This is a genomic window from Mycobacterium deserti, assembly GCF_025345615.1.
GTDB classification, from domain to species: domain Bacteria; phylum Actinomycetota; class Actinomycetes; order Mycobacteriales; family Mycobacteriaceae; genus Mycobacterium; species Mycobacterium deserti.
Genome location: NZ_JAODWD010000002.1, coordinates 595,975 through 615,352 on the forward strand (window position 1 = coordinate 595,975; position 19,378 = coordinate 615,352).

The following is a 19,378-nucleotide window of genomic DNA, read 5'->3' on the forward strand; positions in this document are numbered from 1 at the left end:
TCATCGTAGATTCGAGGTATGACATATGAGCTCGTCATCCGCGGCGGCACCATCGTCGACGGCCTGGGCGGTGAACCATTCGTCGGCGACGTGGCTGTCTCCGACGGCGTGATCGCCGCGGTGAACCGCGCAGACGACCCCGAGGGCGGCACCGTCGACGGCTCCGGCGACCGCGAGATCGACGCATCGGGACTACTCGTCACGCCGGGCTTCGTCGATCTGCACACCCACTACGACGGACAGGCCATCTGGTCGGACCGGATGACGCCGTCGTCGGCGCACGGTGTCACCACGGCGGTGATGGGCAACTGCGGTGTGGGCTTCGCTCCGTGCCGCGCAGAGGACCACGACGTGCTGGTCGACGTGATGGCCGGCGTCGAGGACATCCCCGGCGTCGTCATGGTCGACGGATTGCCCTGGACGTGGGAGACATTCCCCGAATTCCTCGACGCACTGGAGGCACGACACAGGGACATCGATGTGGCCGCCTTCCTACCGCACTCCCCGCTACGCGTGTACGTGATGGGGCAGCGGGGGGTCGACCGCGAACCCGCCACGGTCGAGGATCTCGCCCTGATGCGCAAACTCGCCGCCGAAGCGGTGCGGGCCGGCGCCCTGGGCTTCGCGTCGTCGCGGCTGACGCTACACAAAACCGCGGGCGGACAACCGATTCCGAGCTATGACGCGGAGTACGCCGAAATCGAGGCCATTGCGCGGGGCCTCGACGACGCGGGCGGCGGGCTGCTCCAGTTCGTCCCTGATCTGATGGCAGGTGACTACGAGGGCTCTCTGGGCGCAGTGTTCGACGTGGCCGGCAAGGTGGGACTGCCGGTGACGTTTACGTTGGCGATCGGCAATGCGGGTCCGCCAATCCATCTGGACGCGCTGGCGATGGTGGAGAAGGCCAATGCGAACGGCGGCGACGTCACCGGGCAGATCTTCCCCCGTCCGATAGGTCTTGTTCTCGGCCTGGATCTGTCGGGCAACCCGTTCGTGATGTACCCGTCGTATCAGGAGATCGCCGGGCTGCCGCTGGCAGAGCGTGTCGCGCAGATGCGCAAGCCCGAAGTGCGCGAACGCATTCTGACCGATAAGCCCGGTAGCGACGGCCATCCCCTGATGTTCGCCGCACAAGCGTGGGACTACATGTTCCCACTCGGTGATCCGCCGAACTACGAACCGTCGCCCCGGGATTCGATCGGCGCCAGAGCGCGGGACCGTGGCGTGAGCCCGTTGGAGGAGGCGTACGACCGCCTGCTCGACGACGACGGGCAGGCCATGCTGCTGGTCACGTTGGCCAATTTCCGCGACAACTCGTTGGACACGGTGGCGGAGCTGATCCAGCGCGACGACGTCGTCCTCGGCCTCGGTGACGGCGGCGCCCACTACGGGATGATCTGCGATGCAAGCTTTCCCACGTATTTGCTCACTCACTGGGTCCGCGACCGCAAGTCGGGTCGGCTCGAGATGGCACAGGTGATACGCGAGCTGACCTCGGTGCCGGCCCGAATAGCCGGCCTGCATGACCGCGGTCGGATTGCGGTGGGATACAAGGGCGACCTCAACGTGATCGACGCCGCTGCGCTGCGACTGCACCGGCCGGTTCTGAAGTCCGACCTGCCCGCAGGCGGGCGCCGTCTGGATCAGACCGCCGACGGCTACGTTGCGACAGTGGTCTCGGGTGAGGTCATCGCCGAGAACGGCGTGCCCACCGCGGCGCGGCCGGGCCGGTTGATCCGCGGACGTCGGCCCGCGCCCGCCGCATGACCCGGGTCGCACCGCTGCCGCCACCGTGGAGCGACGCCGACGCTGCGGCGATCCACAGCTGGGGTCATCCCGACCGCACCTATGAACCGCTACTGCTGGTGCGGTGCCTGCAGCGCCATCCGGCACTGGCCGATCGGCTGCGCAGGATGGGCGAGTCGCTCTACGTCGACGCGCGGCTGCCGCCGCGGGTGCGCACCATCGCGATCCTGCGTACCTGCGCGTTACTGCGATGCCAGTACGAGTGGGGCGGCCAGGCCGCGTTCTGGGGTCCGATCGTGGGTCTGACCGAGCGCGAGTGCGACGCGCTGGTCACCGGTGCTGATCCGGGGTGGAGCCACTGGGAGCGGACGCTCATCGGCGCGGTCGACGAACTCGAACGTGTCGGGTCGTGGTCTGACCAGATGTGGAATGCGCTGGGCGACAAGCTCGATGACGAGCAGCGGATGGAGTTGTTGATCGCGGTCGGCTGGTATCGGACGATCTGCACCTTATGCAACGGCATGGCGCTGCCGGTCGAGGGCTGGATGCGGGCCTGGCCGTCAGATTGAGGCGCGGTCGCGACGCAGCGCGGGATGCTGCTGCGCCAGCGTCTTGACAAGCACGAAGCGCGGAATCCGTTGCAGCACAAACGTGCTCACCTTGTTGGGCCAGCCCGCGATCACGGTGCCTTTGTCATTCTCGAGCGCATCAAGCCCCACTCGGGCGACCTCACGCGACGGCATCCACATGAACTTGGGGAAAGCCTTGGCGAACTTCTTCTCGTCCATGCCCGCGGACTGCAGGAACTCGGTGCGCACCGGCCCTGGCGCGAGCATTGCGACTGTCACGCCGGAGCCTGCGAGTTCGGCGCGCACGCCCTCGGTGTAGGCCCTGACGAACGCCTTGGTGCCCGCATAGCCGGATTGGCCTGGGAACGGGTGGTAACCAGCCGTCGAGCCGACATTGAGGATCGCGCCGCGACCGCGCGGCACCATCTCCTGCACCGCCCGCGTGGTCAGGTCGATGACAGCCTCGACGTTGACCCGTACCTGCGCGATCTCGTCGGCGACATGGGCATTGGGAATCCATCCGAGCGTCCCGATGCCCGCGTTGTTCACCAGGATGTCGACGGTGAGCCCCCGGCGTTCGATCTCCTCGAACAGGCCCGCGCGAGCGTCGGCGTCGGCGACGTCGCACGCGATGATCTCCACGCGCACGCGATCGTTGAGTTCGGTTGCGAGGTCGCGGAGCTTGTCCTCACGGCGGGCGACCAGCGTCAGGCCGTAGCCGCGGGCGGCCAGTTCACGGGCGATGTCGGCGCCGATGCCCGCCGAGGCGCCTGTGACGACGGCGGTGGTTGTCGGCGAGGGCGGCGGCAGAGGCATGCTTCAACCTAACGCTTCGGATGAGCCGATTATTCTCGCGGCATGAGCGTCAAGGTGGATCTCGACCGGCTGGCCGACGTGCTGACCGATTTCCCGATCGGCTACCTGATCACCGTCGGAGACGACTACCGCGCGCACACCGTCGCGGTCGAACCGACCTACGTCGACGGTGCGCTCGACGTCGGCGACATCGGACGACACACGCGCGACAACGTGACCGCCCACGCCGACGTCACCCTCATCTGGCCGCCGCGCGATCCTGGCGGCTACACGTTGATCGTCGACGGTACCGCCCAGCCGAGCGAGAAAGCGCTCACCGTCATACCGAATCGTGCTGTGCTGCACCGCAAAGCGACGTCGGAGTCGCCGTCGACGAGTCCCGACTGCCTGCACGACTGCGTGCCCATCGAGAAGTAGTCGCCGCTTCGCCCAGTGGTGGGTTGTGCTACGGCTTCGGGCCGAAAACGTGTCTCGAGCCGACACTCGAGATCGCAGGCACGAAAAAGCCCGGCTCCCTTGTGAGGAACCGGGCCTTCTCGTCGAGAGGACCTAGAAGTCCATGCCGCCCATGCCACCGGTCGGGTCGCCCGCCGGAGCGGACGCCTTCTCCGGCTTGTCGGCGACGACAGCCTCGGTGGTCAGGAACAGCGCCGCGATGGACGCCGCGTTCTGCAGCGCCGAACGCGTCACCTTGACCGGGTCGGCGACGCCCGCCTTGAGCAGGTCCTCGTACTCGCCGGTCGCGGCGTTGAGGCCGGTGCCGGCGGGCGAGTTGGTGACCTTCTCGGCGACAACGCCGGGCTCGAGCCCGCCGTTGAAGGCGATCTGCTTCAGCGGAGCCGACAGCGCCACGCGGACGATGTTCGCGCCGGTGGCCTCGTCGCCCGACAGACCGAGGTCGTCCAGCGCGGGGGCTGCCTGCAGCAGAGCCACGCCGCCACCGGCGACGATGCCCTCCTCGACGGCGGCCTTCGCGTTGCGCACCGCGTCCTCGATGCGGTGCTTGCGCTCCTTGAGCTCCACCTCGGTGGCAGCCCCGGCCTTGATCACCGCAACTCCGCCGGCCAGCTTGGCCAGGCGCTCCTGCAGCTTCTCGCGGTCGTAGTCGGAGTCGGAGTTCTCGATCTCCGCGCGGATCTGGGCCACGCGACCGGCGATGGCGTCGGAATCGCCTGCGCCCTCGACGAGGGTGGTCTCGTCCTTGGTCACGACGACCTTGCGGGCCTTGCCCAGCAGCGACACGTCGGCGGTCTCGAGCGACAGGCCGACCTCTTCGCTGATGACCTGGCCACCGGTGAGGATCGCCATGTCCTGCAGCATCGCCTTACGACGGTCGCCGAAGCCCGGGGCCTTGACGGCGACGGACTTGAAGGTGCCGCGGATCTTGTTCACGACCAGGGTCGACAGCGCCTCGCCCTCGACGTCCTCGGCGATGATGAGCAGCGGCTTGCCGGACTGGATGACCTTCTCCAGCAGCGGCAGCAGATCCTTGACCGTCGACACCTTCGACGAGACCAGCAGGATGTACGGATCCTCGAGGACCGCTTCCTGACGCTCGGCGTCGGTCACGAAGTAGCCCGAGATGTAGCCCTTGTCGAAGCGCATGCCCTCGGTCAGCTCCAGCTGCAGGCCGAAGGTGTTGCTCTCCTCGACAGTGATGACACCCTCGTTGCCGACCTTGTCCATGGCCTCGGCGATGAGCTCACCGATCTGGGTGTCACCGGCCGAGATGGCGGCGGTGGCAGCGATCTGCTCCTTGGTCTCGACCTCTTTGGCCGACTTCAGCAGCGTCTCGGTGATCTTCTCGACGGCCTTCTCGATGCCGCGCTTGAGGCCGAGCGGGTTGGCGCCGGCGGCCACGTTGCGCAGACCCTCGCGCACGAGCGCCTGGGCGAGCACGGTGGCGGTGGTGGTGCCGTCGCCCGCGACGTCGTCGGTCTTCTTGGCGACTTCCTTGACCAGCTCAGCGCCGATCTTCTCGTAGGGGTCCTCCAGCTCGATCTCCTTGGCGATGGACACACCATCGTTGGTGATCGTGGGAGCGCCCCACTTCTTCTCCAGGACGACGTTGCGGCCCTTGGGGCCCAACGTCACCTTTACCGCGTCGGCGAGGCTGTTGAGGCCCCGCTCGAGGCCGCGCCGGGCCTCTTCGTCATACGCAATTGTCTTGGCCATTGCGAAGTGTTCCTCCGGATTGGGGATGCACGTCTTGTTGGCCGGCACAGTGCCCGCGACGGACGGCTGTGGGTGTGCTCCGCGCTTGCGGCCCCTTGCCTCACCGTTCCGACCTAGCACTCGCCGGTCGCGAGTGCCAAGTGCATTCTTAGCACTCGACCAGGGAGAGTGCAAGGTGGTCAGGCGGCTCGGCTACGCCTTCAGGCCGTCGAGAACCACGTCGGTGAGGCGCTCGGCCGCCGGCGGATTGGCCGCCTGCATTTCCAGGCAACCGACCAGAAGTGCCTTCACATCGTCGGCGTCCACATCGCGGCGCACGGCCCCCACGTTCTGCCCCGCTTCCAAGAGTCCGCGCAGGACCCCTTTGAACGCGTCCTCGGTCTCGCGCGACACCGTCTCGACGTCGACGCCCGCACCGGACAGGGCGTCCTTGAGTCCGCGATCGGTCGCTCCGAACTGCAAGACCAGAGAGCGCAGGAATACGACGAGCGCCGTTTCGGGTGGCTCCTTCTCCGCCAGCGCCCGGCCCTCGTCGACGATGCGACGAAGCCGGTGGTCGACCACGGCAGAGAACAGGTCGTCCTTCGTCGGGAAGTGCCGGTAGACGGTGCCCGCCCCCACACCGGCGCGGCGCGCGATCTCGTCGATCGGCACCGCGAGACCTTCGGCAGCGAAGGCGTCGTAGGCAACCTGCAGCAGGCGGGCGCGGTTGCGCGCGGCGTCCGCGCGCAGTGGCCGGTCGTTGGGGGACATGTGCACACCTCGGGAATAGATAAACGGGGCGCGCGTTCCGTATAGTCGTAGTCAACCGGGGCGAACGCTCCGCTTAGTACTCTACCGAGGAGACCCGATGTCCAAGTGGACCACTGCCAACATCCCTGACCAGACCGGCCGCACTGCCGTGATCACCGGCGCGAACACCGGTTTGGGTTACGAGACGGCGGCCGCCCTGGCCGCACGAGGCGCCCACGTCGTCCTTGCGGTCCGCAACCTGGAGAAAGGGAAGGCCGCCGCCGACCTCATCGTCGGGCGGAGTCCGGGTGCCAGTGTGGCCCTGCAGGAACTCGACCTCACCTCGCTGGCGTCGGTCCGCTCGGCCGCCGGACAGCTTCGGTCCGAATACGACTCGATCGATCTGCTCATCAACAATGCGGGCGTGATGATGACGCCGAGGTCGACGACCAAGGACGGTTTCGAATTGCAGTTCGGCACCAACCATCTGGGCCACTTCGCCCTGACGAACCTGCTACTCGACCGTGTGCTGGCCGCGCCTGGCTCACGCATCGTCACCGTCAGCAGCACCGGGCACCGCTTCGTGCGCGGCATCCGCTTCCACGATCTGCAGTGGGAACAGCAGTACAACCGCGTCCGTGCGTACGGGCAGTCGAAGCTCGCCAACCTCATGTTCACCTACGAACTGCAACGGCGTTTGCACAACACCCAGACCATCGCCGCGGCCGCGCATCCCGGCGGTTCGAAGACCGAGCTGACGCGGAACCTGCCGCGACCTGTCGCCGCACTGTCATCCCTGTTGGAGCCGCTGTTCCAAGACGCCGACATGGGTGCTCTACCGAGCCTGCGCGCCGCAACCGACCCCGGCGTGCTCGGCGGGCAATACTTCGGCCCGGACGGATTCGGTGAGCAGCGGGGATACCCGAAGATCGTCGGGTCCACCGACGCGTCCCACGACGCCGACGCGCAGCGCCGGCTGTGGGCCGTCTCCGAAGAACTCACCTCGGTGTCTTCTCCCGTCATCTGACCCCGTCGAATAGAACAGGAGATACGCGCATGTCGAAGTGGACCACCGCCCACATCCCGGATCAAAGCGGCCGCATCGCGGTGATCACGGGGGCCAATACGGGCCTGGGCTATGAGACCGCCGCCGCGCTGGCCGTCAAAGGCGCGCGAGTCGTGCTCGCCGTCCGGAACGTCGAGAAGGGTAAGGCCGCCGCCGAACGCATCACCGCGGCGACCGCTGGCGCAGACGTCACCGTGCAGGAACTGGACCTGACATCGCTGCAGTCCATTCGAGAGGCCGCCGAACAGATTCGAGCCGCACACGACCGAATCGATCTGCTGATCAACAACGCCGGGGTGATGGTCACCCCCAAGTCCACCACCAAGGACGGCTTCGAATTACAGTTCGGCACCAACCATTTGGGCCACTTCGCGCTCACCGGCCTGTTGATCGAGCGGCTGCTGCCCGCATCAGGGTCGCGGGTCGTGACGGTCAGCAGTAACGGGCACAAATATCCCGCACCGATCCGCTTCGACGACCTGCAATGGGAGCGAAGCTACAGTCGGATGGGCGCATACGGGCAGTCCAAGCTCGCCAACCTGATGTTCACCTATGAACTGCAGCGCAGGCTCGCAGGCACGAACACTATTGCCGCCGCGGCACATCCGGGCGCATCGAGGTCCGAACTCGGTCGCAACGCGCCGCTTCCGATCATGGTGCTGTTCGCGCCGTTCATGCCGATCCAGCAGAGCGCGGCCATGGGCGCGTTACCGACTCTGCGCGCCGCAACCGACCCGGGGGTGCTCGGCGGCCAGTTCTTCGGACCCAGCGGCATCGGCGAACTGCGCGGCCATCCGAAAGTCGTGGTGTCCAACGACCGCTCTCACGATGTCGACGCGCAGCGGCGGCTGTGGGCAGTGTCCGAGGAGTTGACCGGCGTCACGTACCCGATCGGCTGACCCTCACCGCACTCCGACGACGGCCCACCCGCAGTACGTCAGCAGGGTGCCGGGAACTGCCGCCAGATAGTGCGCGTGCGAGTCGGGTGGCGGGCAAGGGTCCGGCAACGTCCGCGTCGCGCCGGTCGAATCTATGGTGCGCAGGGGCAGGGCGATGCGTCGGGTTTCCTCGAGCTGTTGGGCTGTGGGCACATCCGGCAGGAACGTCGCCCACAGCGAACCGGCGCGGACGATGGGCCGCCACTGGGCCTCCCCGCCGATATAGCCGAGATTGGCTGACAACAACGGAGTTTCGATGATCCGGTTGGAGTCGAGGTCGAATATGGCAAGCGACGACGGCGTGTTCACATTCCCGGTCCGCCGGTACAACGCCACCGACTGGCCGTCGATGAGCGCTGCCGAGTATTCCTGAGGCAATCGCCTGCGTAACGTCTGCGTGTCGATGTCGACCACCATGTCGGCGCTGTCGGATGTCGCGGATCCCTGGACCACAGCGATTCCGCCTTCGGCTCCACTCAACCGCATCCCTTCGCGGGCGGCCGGCGAGCGGGGGTCGACACCCAGATCGGAGGCGGTGATCGTGCCACGGTCCGTCCCGGTCTCGGTATCGATGACGGTAGCGATGACGTTGCCGGGTGTGCCGCAATTATGTTGCAGCACAGCATCGTCGGTGAGCCGAGCGTAGCCGGCGCACTTGCCGTCGAACGTCCTGGTCCACATGGTGTGTCCCGTGCGAGGTTCGAGCGCGGTCCACGTGCGGTTGACCGTCAGACCTTCGGCGTCCTCTACCGACTGAACGGCCAACACCACCCGCGATGAGGCGCCGGTGACGACATCCTCGGCGCCGAAGGTGCCGACATCGGTTCGGGTCCACAGGGGTGCTCCGGTCGTCGCGTCGATGCCGATCAACACTGACGAACCGTCACGCCCCATCGCCACATAGCCGTCGGCGACCACGACGCTGTCGGGACCCGTACCCGTCGAGCGTGCCGAGTACATCGACAGTCCGGGCATCTGGAAGGACCACCGACTCTGCCCGGTGACACCGTCGAATCCCTCGAGTCGGTAGTTCGTCTTCGGCGTCGACCCGTTGAAGCGCCGCACGAATCCGGCACCGGCGGGCATGAGTTGCTCCGTTCCGATCGGGGCGTCGAACCCATATGCCACCGCGCCGGTGACGGCGGGGACGGGTGGCGCGTCGACGCGTTCTGCGGTGGGGTTGTCGGATGAGGGCCTGTTAGCGACGACGGCCACCGCCGTTATGACGATGACGCTAACCAATGCCGCTGTGGCACAAGCGATTACTGGATGGTTGGGTCGCCCCTTCGGGTCTCCCGGTGTCTGGCTCTCCGGAAAAATGTACGCCGATGCGCTGAGTAGAAACAGCGCGAAGACGGCCAGGCAGGCCAACCACCAGGCGGCGCGTGCCACCGTCGTCACCGCGATGGCATCGAAGCCCATCTGCGCCCTGCCTGCGGTCTCGAACACGCGGGCCGTGCCACCCTTGACCAAGAGGACAAGGCCGGCGACGCTCACCGCGAGCAGTACCGGCGAACTGAAGGTGACGACACGCGCACGGCGGCCGGTGCCACGCCGGTGCACGCGACCCACCACCAGGTAAAGGGCGACCATCAAACCGCTCAACGCCACGGCCAGTGTCGTTCGTTGCAGCATCGCGGTGACGGAACTGCGATCAGCGACAAGCGGATTCGCCGGTTCCCGAGCCAACCAGGCGTACACCAGCGTGCCGGTCGCGGCCAGCAGCAGGCCGAACACAACACCGAGAAGAGGAGCGAATTGCGGGAACGACTGCCGGTCGGAGTCGACGTCGGCACCATGATCGTCTACCACCTGCCGAGCCTATCGGCCGCTGAACATGCCCCCGCGCACGTAATCTAAGGGCATGTCGCTGTGGGATCCGAAAAACGTGCCGCCGTATCCCCCACCTCGCTACACCGACGACCAACCGGAAGTCAGCGCCTGGGTTCGGCGCGGTGATGAACCGCCGGACTACGACGCGTTCGGTCTGGTGCAGTACCACTACCTGGCCAACCAGAAAGCGACCGACGGCGACTACGGGCTGTACCGCGTGCAGATTGCGCCGAACGGCGGCGGGCCGGGTCCGCACTTCCACCGCGCGATGTCAGAGGCGTTCTTCGTATTGTCGGGCACGGTCAGGCTGTACGACGGCAAGGACTGGACCGACGGGCGTCCGAACGACTTCCTGTATGTCCCGCCCGGCGGCATCCACGGCTTCCGTAACGAGGCCGACGAGCCGACCGAGATCCTCATGCTGTTTGCTCCCGGCGCACCGCGTGAGCACTACTTCGAGGGCCTGGCCCAGCTCGGCGACATGACCGACGCGCAGCGCCGAGAATGGTTTGTCAAGAACGACAACTTCTTCGTCGAGTGACACTCCGGTGGCCGACACGCCGAAAGGTGCGTGGCCGTAAACCGTTGCGTTAGGCTGCTTCCGATCAGTGAGGAGTCCTTGGGTGCGGGCATTTGCAGCGCCCGACACCCAGGCTTTGCGGGGCTGGCAGCGTCGGGCATTGGTGCGGTATCTTGCCGCCCAGCCTCGGGATTTTCTGGCCGTCGCCACGCCCGGCTCAGGAAAGACCACGTTTGCCCTGCGGATTGCGGGCGAGCTGCTGGCCGACGGCAAGGTGGATCGCATCACCGTCGTCGTACCGACCGAGCACCTCAAGATCCAGTGGGCGCTGGCGGCCGCAGGCGCCGGGATCGCCCTGGACCCGAAGTTCTCGAACTCCTCAGCGCAGACGTCGTCGGAGTACCACGGCGTCGTCGTGACGTACGCGCAGGTGGCCAGCCACCCTGCCCGGCACCGGGTACGTACCGAGAACTACCGCACGCTGGTCATCTTCGATGAGATACACCACGGCGGCGATGCGAAGAGCTGGGGCGACGCGATGCGTGAGGCGTTCGACGACGCCACCCGGCGGCTGGCCCTGACCGGGACGCCGTTTCGCAGCGACGACAGCCCCATCCCGTTCGTCACCTACGAGCGCGACGGCGAGGGCCTGCTCCGTTCGCAGGCCGACTACACCTACGGCTACTCCGACGCGTTGGGCGACGGGGTGGTGCGCCCGGTGGTGTTCATGGCGTACTCCGGCGAAGCACGCTGGCGCACCAGCGCGGGCGAGGAGCACGCGGCGCGACTCGGCGAGCCCCTGAACGCCGAGCAGACCGCGCGGGCGTGGCGCACCGTGCTCGACCCCAACGGCCAGTGGATCCCAGCCGTGATGCAGGCCGCCGACAAGCGGCTCACCCAGTTGCGCAACGGTGGTGTCCCCGACGCGGGCGCCATGGTGATCGCGTCCGACCAGAAGGCTGCCCGCGCGTACGCAGCCGTGCTGAGCACTCTCACTGGTGAAGCACCGACGGTCGTGCTCTCCGACGACCCGGGAGCATCGGCCCGCATCGCCGAGTACGCGGCGGGCACCGGTCGGTGGCTGGTGGCGGTGCGGATGGTCTCCGAGGGTGTCGACGTACCGCGGCTCGCAGTCGGCGTGTACGCCACCAGCGCGTCCACTCCGCTGTTCTTCGCGCAGGCGATCGGCCGCTACGTCCGGTCCCGCAGGCCCGGTGAGACGGCGAGCATCTTCCTGCCGTCGGTACCGACGCTGCTGGACCTCGCCAGCCAGATGGAGGCGCAACGCGACCATGTGCTGGGCAGGCCGCACCGTGAGTCGCAGGGCTTCGACGACGAGGCGCTCGAGGACGCGGCACGCAAGAAGTCCGAGCCCGACGAGGACAACGGCTTCGAGTCGCTGGGTGCCGATGCCGAACTTGACCAGGTGATCTTCGACGGCTCCTCATTCGGCACCGCGACGCCCGCGGGCAGTGAGGAAGAGGCCGACTATCTCGGGATCCCCGGCCTGCTCGACGCCAACCAGATGCGAGACCTGTTGTCTCGCAGGCAGGAAGAGCAGCTGAGTAAGCGCACGGCCACCGGCGAGGTGCCGCGGGTGTCGACCCATGGCCAATTGCGCGAGCTGCGTCGCGAACTCAACGCCCTGGTGTCGATCGCACACCACCGCACCGGCAAGTCGCACGGCGCCATCCACAACGAGTTGCGCAGGCTGTGCGGTGGCCCGCCGGTCGCGGCGGCGACGACCGATCAGCTCAAGGCGAGAATCGAAGCCGTCCGCACCCTGAGGGCTTAGCGGTTCTGCGCCAGCTCGGCCAGGTGCTCGAGCGAATTGTCCAGGTGCGACGCGGGGAAGGGCGGAAACTCGATGTCCTCTCGCGTCTCCTGCGGCACCTTCGACCAGTCGTAGGTCAGCGTGACCCGAGTCTCGGACGGTCCTGCCACCTCGAGGTCGTACCGCCAGATCCACCCGCCGAAGTCGAGTTCTTGGTTGCCGACCAGGTTCCCACCGTCGTCGGGGCCCTGCCCGGGTTGCCATGCGATCGCGCGGGGCCGGTCGAGGACCTCGACGCGGTTGGACATCTCGTAGTACTTCTCCGGGTGGTTGTCGTGATACATCCTGATCCGGAAAATCTGGCCGACCTGCGTCAAATGGGGTTCGTTGAGTGGCTCGCGCACCCATCCGGTGCCGTCGATCGCCTCGTGGGTCGACGCGTCCGCGAGCACGTCGAAGACGGCCTCGGCGGGAGCGCTGACGGTGATGGTGGCCTTCAAGTTTTCTTCAGTCATGCCGGTACCGACTGCCGCGGCGGCCGGAACTCATCGCTACAGCCCCAGCAGAGCAGGCAGGTCGGCCACCGAGTCGATGACGTGATTGGGCTGCATCGCGTACTCGTCGGCGGCCCAGCGGTCGAGCGTGTCCTGACGGAACTTGCCGGTCCGCACCAGCACTCCGGTCATCCCGACGACCTGCGCGGCCAGCACGTCATTGTTGAGGTCGTCGCCGACCATGTACATCTCGTCGGTGTCGACGCCGAGACGGGCCGCGGCGGCCAGAAACCCCTGCGGCGCAGGCTTGCCCACGGCTGCGACCCTGCGGCCGGACGTCTCTTCCATGCCGATCAGATACATGCCGGTGTCGACCCGCAGCCCGTCGGTGGTGGTCCACGCGGTGCTGCGGTGCATCGCGACGACCGGCACACCACGGGCCATCCAGTCATAGACCCACGACAACGTGAGGTGGCTGTACTCCGGACCGGCGCCACCCAGCAGCACCACATCGGGCGTCTCGGGCGTTTCGGGTCCGTTGAACTCGCTGGAGTAGACGATGTCGATACCAGGCATGTCCTCGGCGATCTGGCCGCTGTTGACCAGGAAGCATCTCGCGTCGGGATAACGGTCGCGGACGTACTCCGCGGTGAGCACGGCCGCGGTGATGACCTCGTCGGCGCGTACGTTCATCCCCGCGTCGGTGAGCAGTTCGGCGATCTGCACCCGGGTGCGGGTCGTCGTGTTGGTCAGAAACGAGCACGCGACCTGATGATCGGACAACGTTCGCAACGTTTTCGCGGCACCGTCGATCGGTTTCCATGAGGTCGCCAGGACGCCATCGATGTCGAACAACACACCACCGATAGCCATGGCCCGACAGTAAACGGCAAACGACTCAGCGCAAGTCGGGGCCCCGCGCCCATTCGCTGTCGGCAACCCACGCAGACGCGGCCGCGGCGACCGACCATGCCAGGTCCGCTGGGACGTCGAGCACCTGATAGCGCTTCACGCCGGCTGCTGTCGCCGCGATCAATGTCGCCACCCCGGCCCGTCGTTGGAAGAACGTCTGCCGCACCGTCCAGCCGATGATCCCCGGCGCAGCGATACAGTCGCGCCGCCGGTGCAGACTGCCTGCCCGAGCGACCAGCCATCCGTCGCCGACCCGGTGGCCCAGCGACCGTGACCGGTCGGCCGCCAGCAGCGCGCAGCACACCGTCAGGATCGCCACCACCGCCCAGCACCAGCCGGGCACCGACGCCGTCGCCGCGAGCGCGGCCAGCCCTGCAGCCATCAGGACTGGCGCCGCGAGCGCCCGCGTCCAGCGCCTGCGCGCCGCCACCGGACCATGCCGGCGCAGGGCGCCGCTGACAGCGTCGGGCCGCTCGATCAGATCGGTCAGTACCGCCGCGGCCGTCTCTTTCGGGCATGGCGGCAACAGCAATGACGCCTCCCCCGCGCCGCCGACGCCGGTCATCACCGCGTCCAGTCGCGCACCGCCGAACAGCCGCACCAACAACGGCTCTCGTAAGGTGCCGCCGCGCAACCGGCGCATGTCGAACGTGTGCTCGCGCACCCGGACCAGTCCGTGTTGCAGGTGCAGCACTCCTTCGTTTCCAGCGGCGTCCCGGCGGACCAGCACGAGGTTGCCGTACGTCAACAAGGACTGCAGCACCGACAACAGCACCGACGCGAGCAGCACCACACCCACTGCGGCCACTGCGGCCGCGGCCACGCCGAACCGCTGCGCCGCGTCGACGCCGGTGCGCGCGATGCGCGAATCCTCAAGCAACGAACCGATTCCCGCCTGATACACCAGTCCGGCCGCCGCTGCGATCATCGCCAGACCGGTGAAGCTCAACGGGCTGTACCGCAACCACGCGGGCTGCCAGCGCGCCAGTTCCCGGTCCGGCACCTGCGCGGGGTCATCGGCGGGAGCCAACTTGTCGGCCAGCAGGACGGCGCGCAGCCGCCCCACCTGTTCGGCCCGCACCGCATCCAATTCGAACGCCGCGGCGCCCTTGGCCTCCTGTCCGGTGCTGACCTGCAACACCGTGAGGCCGAGCACCCGGTGCAACAACCGCGCATCGGTGGACACCGAGCGAATCCTGTTGCGCGGAACGGAGAGAACCTTGCGCTGCAGGACACCGGCGCGCAGTTGCACTTCACCGGGTCCGATGCGGTAGGCGGTGGTGAACCAGCGCGCGATGCCGAACGCGACGGTCGCTGCGAGCACACCGATGGCCCACATCGGGTTGCCCGTTGCCGAACCGAGCACCACCGACCCGACGAGAACGGGGATCTGCCGCACCACTTCGTGCACCGGATGCACCAACAGCATCCGCGGGCTGAGCCGATGCCACACCTGCGCGGCGTCGGTCGTCATGTCGCGTCCTCGGCACCGATCGCGGCAATGTCGGTGAGCTGAGCGACGACTCGATCGGCGACGTCGCAGTCGAGCGCGACGATGCGCACCGCCCCGGCAGACGAGGCGGTGGTGACCGTGACGTTGGCCAGACCGAACAGCCGGTCCAGCGGCCCACGGTAGGTGTCGACCGTCTGTACCCGGGAGATCGGCGCGATGCGACGCTCCTGCACGAGCCAGCCCGAGCGGGTGTAGACCGCCTGCGGGCCGATGTCCCAGCGGTGCACGCGATAGCGCCACACCGGTACGACGCCGACGAACACCACGATTCCCAGCACCGTGGCCGTCGCGGCAATCGCGTTCAGCCACAACATCTGACGATCGAGCGTGAACCACACCAATTGCGCAACCACCAGAAAAACCCACGGGATGGCAGCGCCGATCGCCCAGACCAGCGGAGCCTTGCGGCTCGGCGGATTGGTGGGATCGACGAGTGCGGTCACGACGCGGCCCGTTCGACGTGGTCGCGCTCGACTCCGACAAGCGCCGCGAGTAGCCGTTTCGCCATGAAGCCTCCCGTATCGGGGTCCAGCGTATGTTGATCGCATGAGTGCCAAATGGACCGCGTCCGACGTGCCTGACCAGTCCGGCCGCGTGGCGATCGTCACCGGTGCCAACAGCGGCCTGGGCTACGACACCGCCGCCATCCTCGCCGACAAGGGCGCGCGCGTCGTGCTGGCGGTGCGCAACGTCGACAAGGGCAATGACGCCGCCGCCAGGATCAAGCAGGCCAATGCGCGCGCCGACGTCGTGGTGCAGCAACTCGACCTCTCCTCGCTCGACAACGTCCGCGCGGCGGCCGACCGGTTGCGCGCCGACTACCCACGCATCGACCTGCTGATCAACAACGCAGGGGTGATGTACGTGCCGACGCGCGAGCTCACCAAGGACGGTTTCGAGATGCAGTTCGGGACCAACCATCTCGGTCACTTCGCGCTGACCGGTCTGCTGTTGGACAACCTGCTGTCGGTCGACGCTTCGAGGGTGGTGACCATCAGCAGCGTCGGCCACCGGATCATCGCCAAGATTCGTTTCGACGACCTCAATTTCGACGGCGGATACAACCGCGTCGCGGCGTACGGCCAGTCGAAGCTGGCGAACCTGTTGTTCACCTACGAATTGCAACGGCGGCTCGCCGCCAAGGGCGCGTCCACCGTCGCGCTCGCCGCACATCCGGGGTTCTCGGACACCGAACTCATGCGCTACCTGCCCGGCTTCATCCCCGACTTCATCTGGAAGATGGCCACCCAGCCTGCCGACAGGGGCGCGCTGCCCACTCTGCGCGCCGCGACCGACCCGAGCGCACGCGGCGGGCAGTACTACGGGCCCGACGGCATCGGCGAGGTCAAGGGTTACCCGAAAGTCGTTGCGTCCAGCGCACAATCGCACAACCAAGACATTCAGCGCCGACTCTGGGCCGTGTCGCAGGAGTTGACCGGCGTGGCGTACCCAGTCTGATGCGCTCGGTCGACGAACATCGTCAGGTCGTCGCCGGCCTGTTCGCTACCGCCGCATCCACCGCCGTGCCGCTGGCCGACGCGCTGGGCCTGGTACTGGCCCAGGACGTCATCGCACCGCTGTCACTGCCCGGCTTCGACAACTCGGCGATGGACGGGTACGCCGTCATCGCCGACGAAATCGCCGATGCATCCGCCGACCAACCGGTGTCGTTGCCGGTCGTCGAGGACATCCCGGCAGGCCGCACCGACGCGCTGACCTTGAAAGCCGGCACGGCGCACCGCATCATGACCGGTGCACCGCTGCCCGCAGGCGCCACCGCGGTCGTCCCGGTCGAGGCCACCAACGCCGCCACCGACACCGTCGAGATCCGGGTCGGCGCGAAGCCCGGACAACACATTCGGCGCGCAGGCGAGGACGTCACAGCCGGCACCACGGTGCTGGCTGCCGGGCAGGTCGTCACCCCCGCCGCGCTGGGACTGACCGCCGCGCTCGGACTGGGCGAGCTGTCGGTCATCCCTCGCCAGCGGGTGCTGGTGATGTCGACGGGCTCCGAACTCGTCGCAGCCGGTACCCCACTGAAGCCGGGCCAGATCTACGAATCGAACGGTGTGATGCTCACCGCCGCCGTGCGCGAGGCCGGCGCTGACGTCGTGTTCACACCGATGACCGACGACAACGTCGAGGTGTTCCGGGAGGCGCTCGACCGCTATTGCGCCGATGTGGATCTGATCATCACGACCGGCGGGGTCAGCGCAGGCGCCTACGAAGTCGTCAAGGACGCGCTCACCGATTCCGTGGACTTCGTCAAGGTCGCCATGCAGCCGGGCATGCCGCAGGGCTGCGGAACCGTCAACGGCACGCCGATCATCACGCTGCCGGGCAACCCCGTCAGCGCCCTGGTGTCCTTCGAGGTGTTCATTCGGACCCCGCTTCGCGCCGCGATGGGCCTGCCGAACCCCGAGCGCCCACGACGCACCGCCGTACTCACCGAGGACCTGACCTCACCGCGCGGCAAACGCCAGTTCCGCCGTGGCGTGCTCGACGCCGATGCGGGGACGGTGACCAGTTACGGGCCCCCTGCCTCGCATCATCTGCGCTGGCTGGCCTCGGCGAACTGCCTGCTGGAGATCGGTGAGGACGTCGATCAGCTCACCGCCGGGTCACAGGTTCACCTCTGGGACCTGGCATAGCGGTGGTGGCGCGGCCCGCTATCCGTAGAATCGCGACACGATGGCCAGACGCCCCGACCTCACATCCGGCCCCGAGCGGCTCATGGCGCTGGTGCGCACCACGATTCCCCCGATGCATTCCGCAGGGCTTCCGTTCGTCGCGGCCAGCCTGGCGGTCGCCGCGCTGGGCCGGAAGAACCGGTGGCTGCGCGGTGCGGGCCTGACCTCGGCCGCCGCCAACGCCGCATTCTTCCGTCATCCACCGCGGGTCCCGCCGATCCGCCCCGGGGTGATAGTGGCCCCAGCCGACGGGCTGATCTGCCTGATCGAGGAGGCTACGCCTCCGGCCGAATTAGGCTTGCCTGCAACGCCTTTGCCGCGAATCAGCATTTTCTTGTCCATCTTCGACGCGCACGTGCAGCGCGCTCCGATCGGTGGTGAGGTGACAGCTGTCGCGCACCGGCCAGGGCTGTTCGTCTCCGCGGAGCTGGAGGCCGCCAGTGAGGACAACGAACGAAACAGCGTGGTGATCCGCAGCGCCGACGGGGTCGAAGTCATCGCGGTGCAGATCGCCGGACTGGTCGCCCGACGCATCGTGTGCGAGGCCAAGGTCGGCGACAAGCTGGCGATCGGCGACACCTACGGCCTCATCAGGTACGGATCGCGGCTCGACACCTATCTGCCCGCCGGGGCCAACATCCTGGTCAGCAACGGCCAGCGTGCACTGGCCGGCGAAACCGTGTTGGCCGAGCTGCCATACCCGGATATCGCCGCAGGGGCGGCTCCGTGATCAAGCCCCGCGTCAAGAAGCCGCCGGTGGTCAGCCTGCGCATCCTGCCGAGCGCGATGACGGTGGCCGCGATCTGCCTGGGACTCAGCGCGGTGAAGATGGCGCTGGACGACCGGCCCACCGAGGCCATGGCGTTCCTCGCGGTCGCGGCGATTCTCGACGCCCTCGACGGACGCATCGCACGCATCCTCAAGGCGACCTCGCGGATGGGCGAGGAGATCGACTCGCTCGCCGACGCGGTGAACTTCGGTGTCGCACCGGCGTTCATCGTCTATGCAACGCTGCTGTCCCAGTCGCGGATCGGGTGGATCGTCGTCCTGCTGTACGCGGTCTGCATCGTCCTACGGCTGGCTCGGTTCAACGCGATGCTCGACGTCGCCAAACCCGCATACGAGAAGGAGTACTTCGTCGGCATGCCCGCGCCCGCGGGTGCGATCGGCGCCATCGGTCCGCTTGCGGCGAAGATGCAATTCGGGGAGGGGTGGTGGACCTCTGAGCCCGCGGTGGTGATCTGGATGATCGGCGTCTCACTGCTGGTGGTCAGCACTCTGCCGATGCGCAAAATCCATACGTTTTCGGTGTCGCAGAACATGGTCGCGCCGCTGCTCGCGCTGCTGGCGATCGGCGTCGCGGCCTCGATTCTGTACGGCTACATCGTGATCCTGCTCATCATCGTCGCCTACGTCATTCACATCCCGTTCGCAATCCGGACGCGGCGTTTCCTCGCGGCGCACCCAGAGGTCTGGGGCGACAAACCCCGACAGCAGCGACAAGCCCGTCGCGCCATTCGCCGGGCACAACCGCACCGCAGGTCGGTGAAGCGGTTGGGACTGCGCAGGCCGGGCTCCTGACGTGACACAGACCGACGTC

The 19,378-nt window shown here is 67.4% G+C and carries 19 protein-coding genes; 11 read left to right on the forward strand and 8 right to left on the reverse strand.

Features of this window, described 5'->3' with window-relative positions:
• Positions 1-18: 18 nt before the first annotated feature.
• Positions 19-1,767 (forward strand): N-acyl-D-amino-acid deacylase family protein, encoded by a 1,749-nt coding sequence (locus tag N4S67_RS09175; protein ID WP_260992634.1) that lies wholly within the window; start codon positions 19-21, stop codon positions 1,765-1,767.
• Positions 1,764-2,315, forward strand: coding sequence for a carboxymuconolactone decarboxylase family protein (locus N4S67_RS09180; protein WP_260992635.1), 552 nt, complete (start codon positions 1,764-1,766; stop codon positions 2,313-2,315). Before N4S67_RS09175 ends, N4S67_RS09180 begins: the two co-directional genes overlap by 4 nt.
• Here N4S67_RS09180 and N4S67_RS09185 read toward each other — a convergent pair.
• A complete protein-coding gene (locus N4S67_RS09185; RefSeq protein ID WP_260992636.1) occupies positions 2,307-3,131 on the reverse strand; it encodes an SDR family NAD(P)-dependent oxidoreductase in 825 nt (274 codons plus the stop codon). The two genes, N4S67_RS09180 and N4S67_RS09185, sit on opposite strands and share 9 nt — an antisense overlap.
• Before the next feature lie 42 nt (positions 3,132-3,173).
• On the opposite strand from N4S67_RS09185, the gene N4S67_RS09190 reads away from it, so the two are divergent.
• Positions 3,174-3,548 carry a pyridoxamine 5'-phosphate oxidase family protein gene (locus N4S67_RS09190; RefSeq protein ID WP_260992637.1) on the forward strand — a complete coding sequence of 125 codons (375 nt, stop codon included), beginning with the start codon at positions 3,174-3,176 and terminating at the stop codon, positions 3,546-3,548.
• Positions 3,549-3,680: 132 nt separating this feature from the next.
• Here N4S67_RS09190 and groL read toward each other — a convergent pair whose 3' ends face one another.
• The gene (gene groL, locus N4S67_RS09195; RefSeq protein ID WP_260992638.1) at positions 3,681-5,306 is read right to left on the reverse strand and encodes a chaperonin GroEL; all 1,626 of its coding nucleotides are present in this window, start codon (positions 5,304-5,306) and stop codon (positions 3,681-3,683) included.
• Between the two features lie 192 nt (positions 5,307-5,498).
• Positions 5,499-6,059, reverse strand: coding sequence for a TetR/AcrR family transcriptional regulator (locus N4S67_RS09200; protein ID WP_260992639.1), 561 nt, complete (start codon positions 6,057-6,059; stop codon positions 5,499-5,501).
• Positions 6,060-6,156: 97 nt separating this feature from the next.
• On the opposite strand from N4S67_RS09200, the gene N4S67_RS09205 reads away from it, so the two are divergent.
• Complete coding sequence (locus tag N4S67_RS09205; RefSeq protein WP_260992640.1) at positions 6,157-7,065, forward strand: SDR family NAD(P)-dependent oxidoreductase; 909 nt, start codon at positions 6,157-6,159, stop codon at positions 7,063-7,065.
• Between the two features lie 29 nt (positions 7,066-7,094).
• Positions 7,095-8,003, forward strand: coding sequence for an SDR family NAD(P)-dependent oxidoreductase (locus N4S67_RS09210; RefSeq protein WP_260992641.1), 909 nt, complete (start codon positions 7,095-7,097; stop codon positions 8,001-8,003).
• Positions 8,004-8,006: 3 nt separating this feature from the next.
• Here the strand turns inward: N4S67_RS09210 and N4S67_RS09215 are convergent, their stop codons facing one another.
• A complete protein-coding gene (locus tag N4S67_RS09215) occupies positions 8,007-9,854 on the reverse strand; it encodes a hypothetical protein (protein ID WP_260992642.1) in 1,848 nt (615 codons plus the stop codon).
• 52 nt (positions 9,855-9,906) lie between these two features.
• Here N4S67_RS09215 and N4S67_RS09220 point away from each other — a divergent pair, with 52 nt between their 5' ends.
• Entirely contained in the window at positions 9,907-10,416 is a 510-nt protein-coding gene (locus N4S67_RS09220) for a cupin domain-containing protein (RefSeq protein WP_260992643.1), read from the forward strand.
• 82 nt (positions 10,417-10,498) lie between these two features.
• Entirely contained in the window at positions 10,499-12,190 is a 1,692-nt protein-coding gene (locus N4S67_RS09225) for a DEAD/DEAH box helicase (RefSeq protein WP_260992644.1), read from the forward strand.
• Here N4S67_RS09225 and N4S67_RS09230 read toward each other — a convergent pair.
• Genes N4S67_RS09230 through N4S67_RS09245 form a run of 4 tightly spaced genes read right to left on the reverse strand, consistent with a single transcriptional unit; the run spans position 12,187 to position 15,531 of the window.
• Positions 12,187-12,684, reverse strand: a complete 498-nt coding sequence (locus N4S67_RS09230; protein ID WP_260992645.1) for a polyketide cyclase — start codon at positions 12,682-12,684, stop codon at positions 12,187-12,189. The genes N4S67_RS09225 and N4S67_RS09230 overlap by 4 nt on opposite strands.
• 36 nt (positions 12,685-12,720) lie before the next feature.
• On the reverse strand, positions 12,721-13,536 hold the full coding sequence (locus N4S67_RS09235) for an HAD-IIA family hydrolase (protein ID WP_260992646.1): 816 nt from the start codon (positions 13,534-13,536) through the stop codon (positions 12,721-12,723).
• Positions 13,537-13,561: 25 nt separating this feature from the next.
• Positions 13,562-15,049, reverse strand: coding sequence for a PH domain-containing protein (locus N4S67_RS09240; RefSeq protein WP_260992647.1), 1,488 nt, complete (start codon positions 15,047-15,049; stop codon positions 13,562-13,564).
• Entirely contained in the window at positions 15,046-15,531 is a 486-nt protein-coding gene (locus N4S67_RS09245) for a PH domain-containing protein (protein ID WP_260992648.1), read from the reverse strand. The genes N4S67_RS09240 and N4S67_RS09245 overlap by 4 nt, the downstream gene beginning before the upstream one ends.
• Positions 15,532-15,634: 103 nt before the next feature.
• Between N4S67_RS09245 and N4S67_RS09250 the strand changes: the two genes are divergently transcribed.
• From N4S67_RS09250 to pssA, 4 genes are read left to right on the forward strand one after another with little or no spacing between them, the layout of a single operon-like run.
• Positions 15,635-16,546 (forward strand): SDR family NAD(P)-dependent oxidoreductase, encoded by a 912-nt coding sequence (locus N4S67_RS09250; RefSeq protein ID WP_260992649.1) that lies wholly within the window; start codon positions 15,635-15,637, stop codon positions 16,544-16,546.
• Positions 16,546-17,739, forward strand: a complete 1,194-nt coding sequence (gene moeA / locus N4S67_RS09255) for a molybdopterin molybdotransferase MoeA (RefSeq protein ID WP_260992650.1) — start codon at positions 16,546-16,548, stop codon at positions 17,737-17,739. The genes N4S67_RS09250 and moeA overlap by 1 nt, the downstream gene beginning before the upstream one ends.
• 40 nt (positions 17,740-17,779) lie before the next feature.
• Positions 17,780-18,508, forward strand: coding sequence for a phosphatidylserine decarboxylase (locus N4S67_RS09260; RefSeq protein ID WP_260992651.1), 729 nt, complete (start codon positions 17,780-17,782; stop codon positions 18,506-18,508).
• Positions 18,505-19,359 carry a CDP-diacylglycerol--serine O-phosphatidyltransferase gene (gene pssA / locus N4S67_RS09265; protein ID WP_260992652.1) on the forward strand — a complete coding sequence of 285 codons (855 nt, stop codon included), beginning with the start codon at positions 18,505-18,507 and terminating at the stop codon, positions 19,357-19,359. The genes N4S67_RS09260 and pssA overlap by 4 nt, the downstream gene beginning before the upstream one ends.
• Positions 19,360-19,378: the final 19 nt, after the last annotated feature.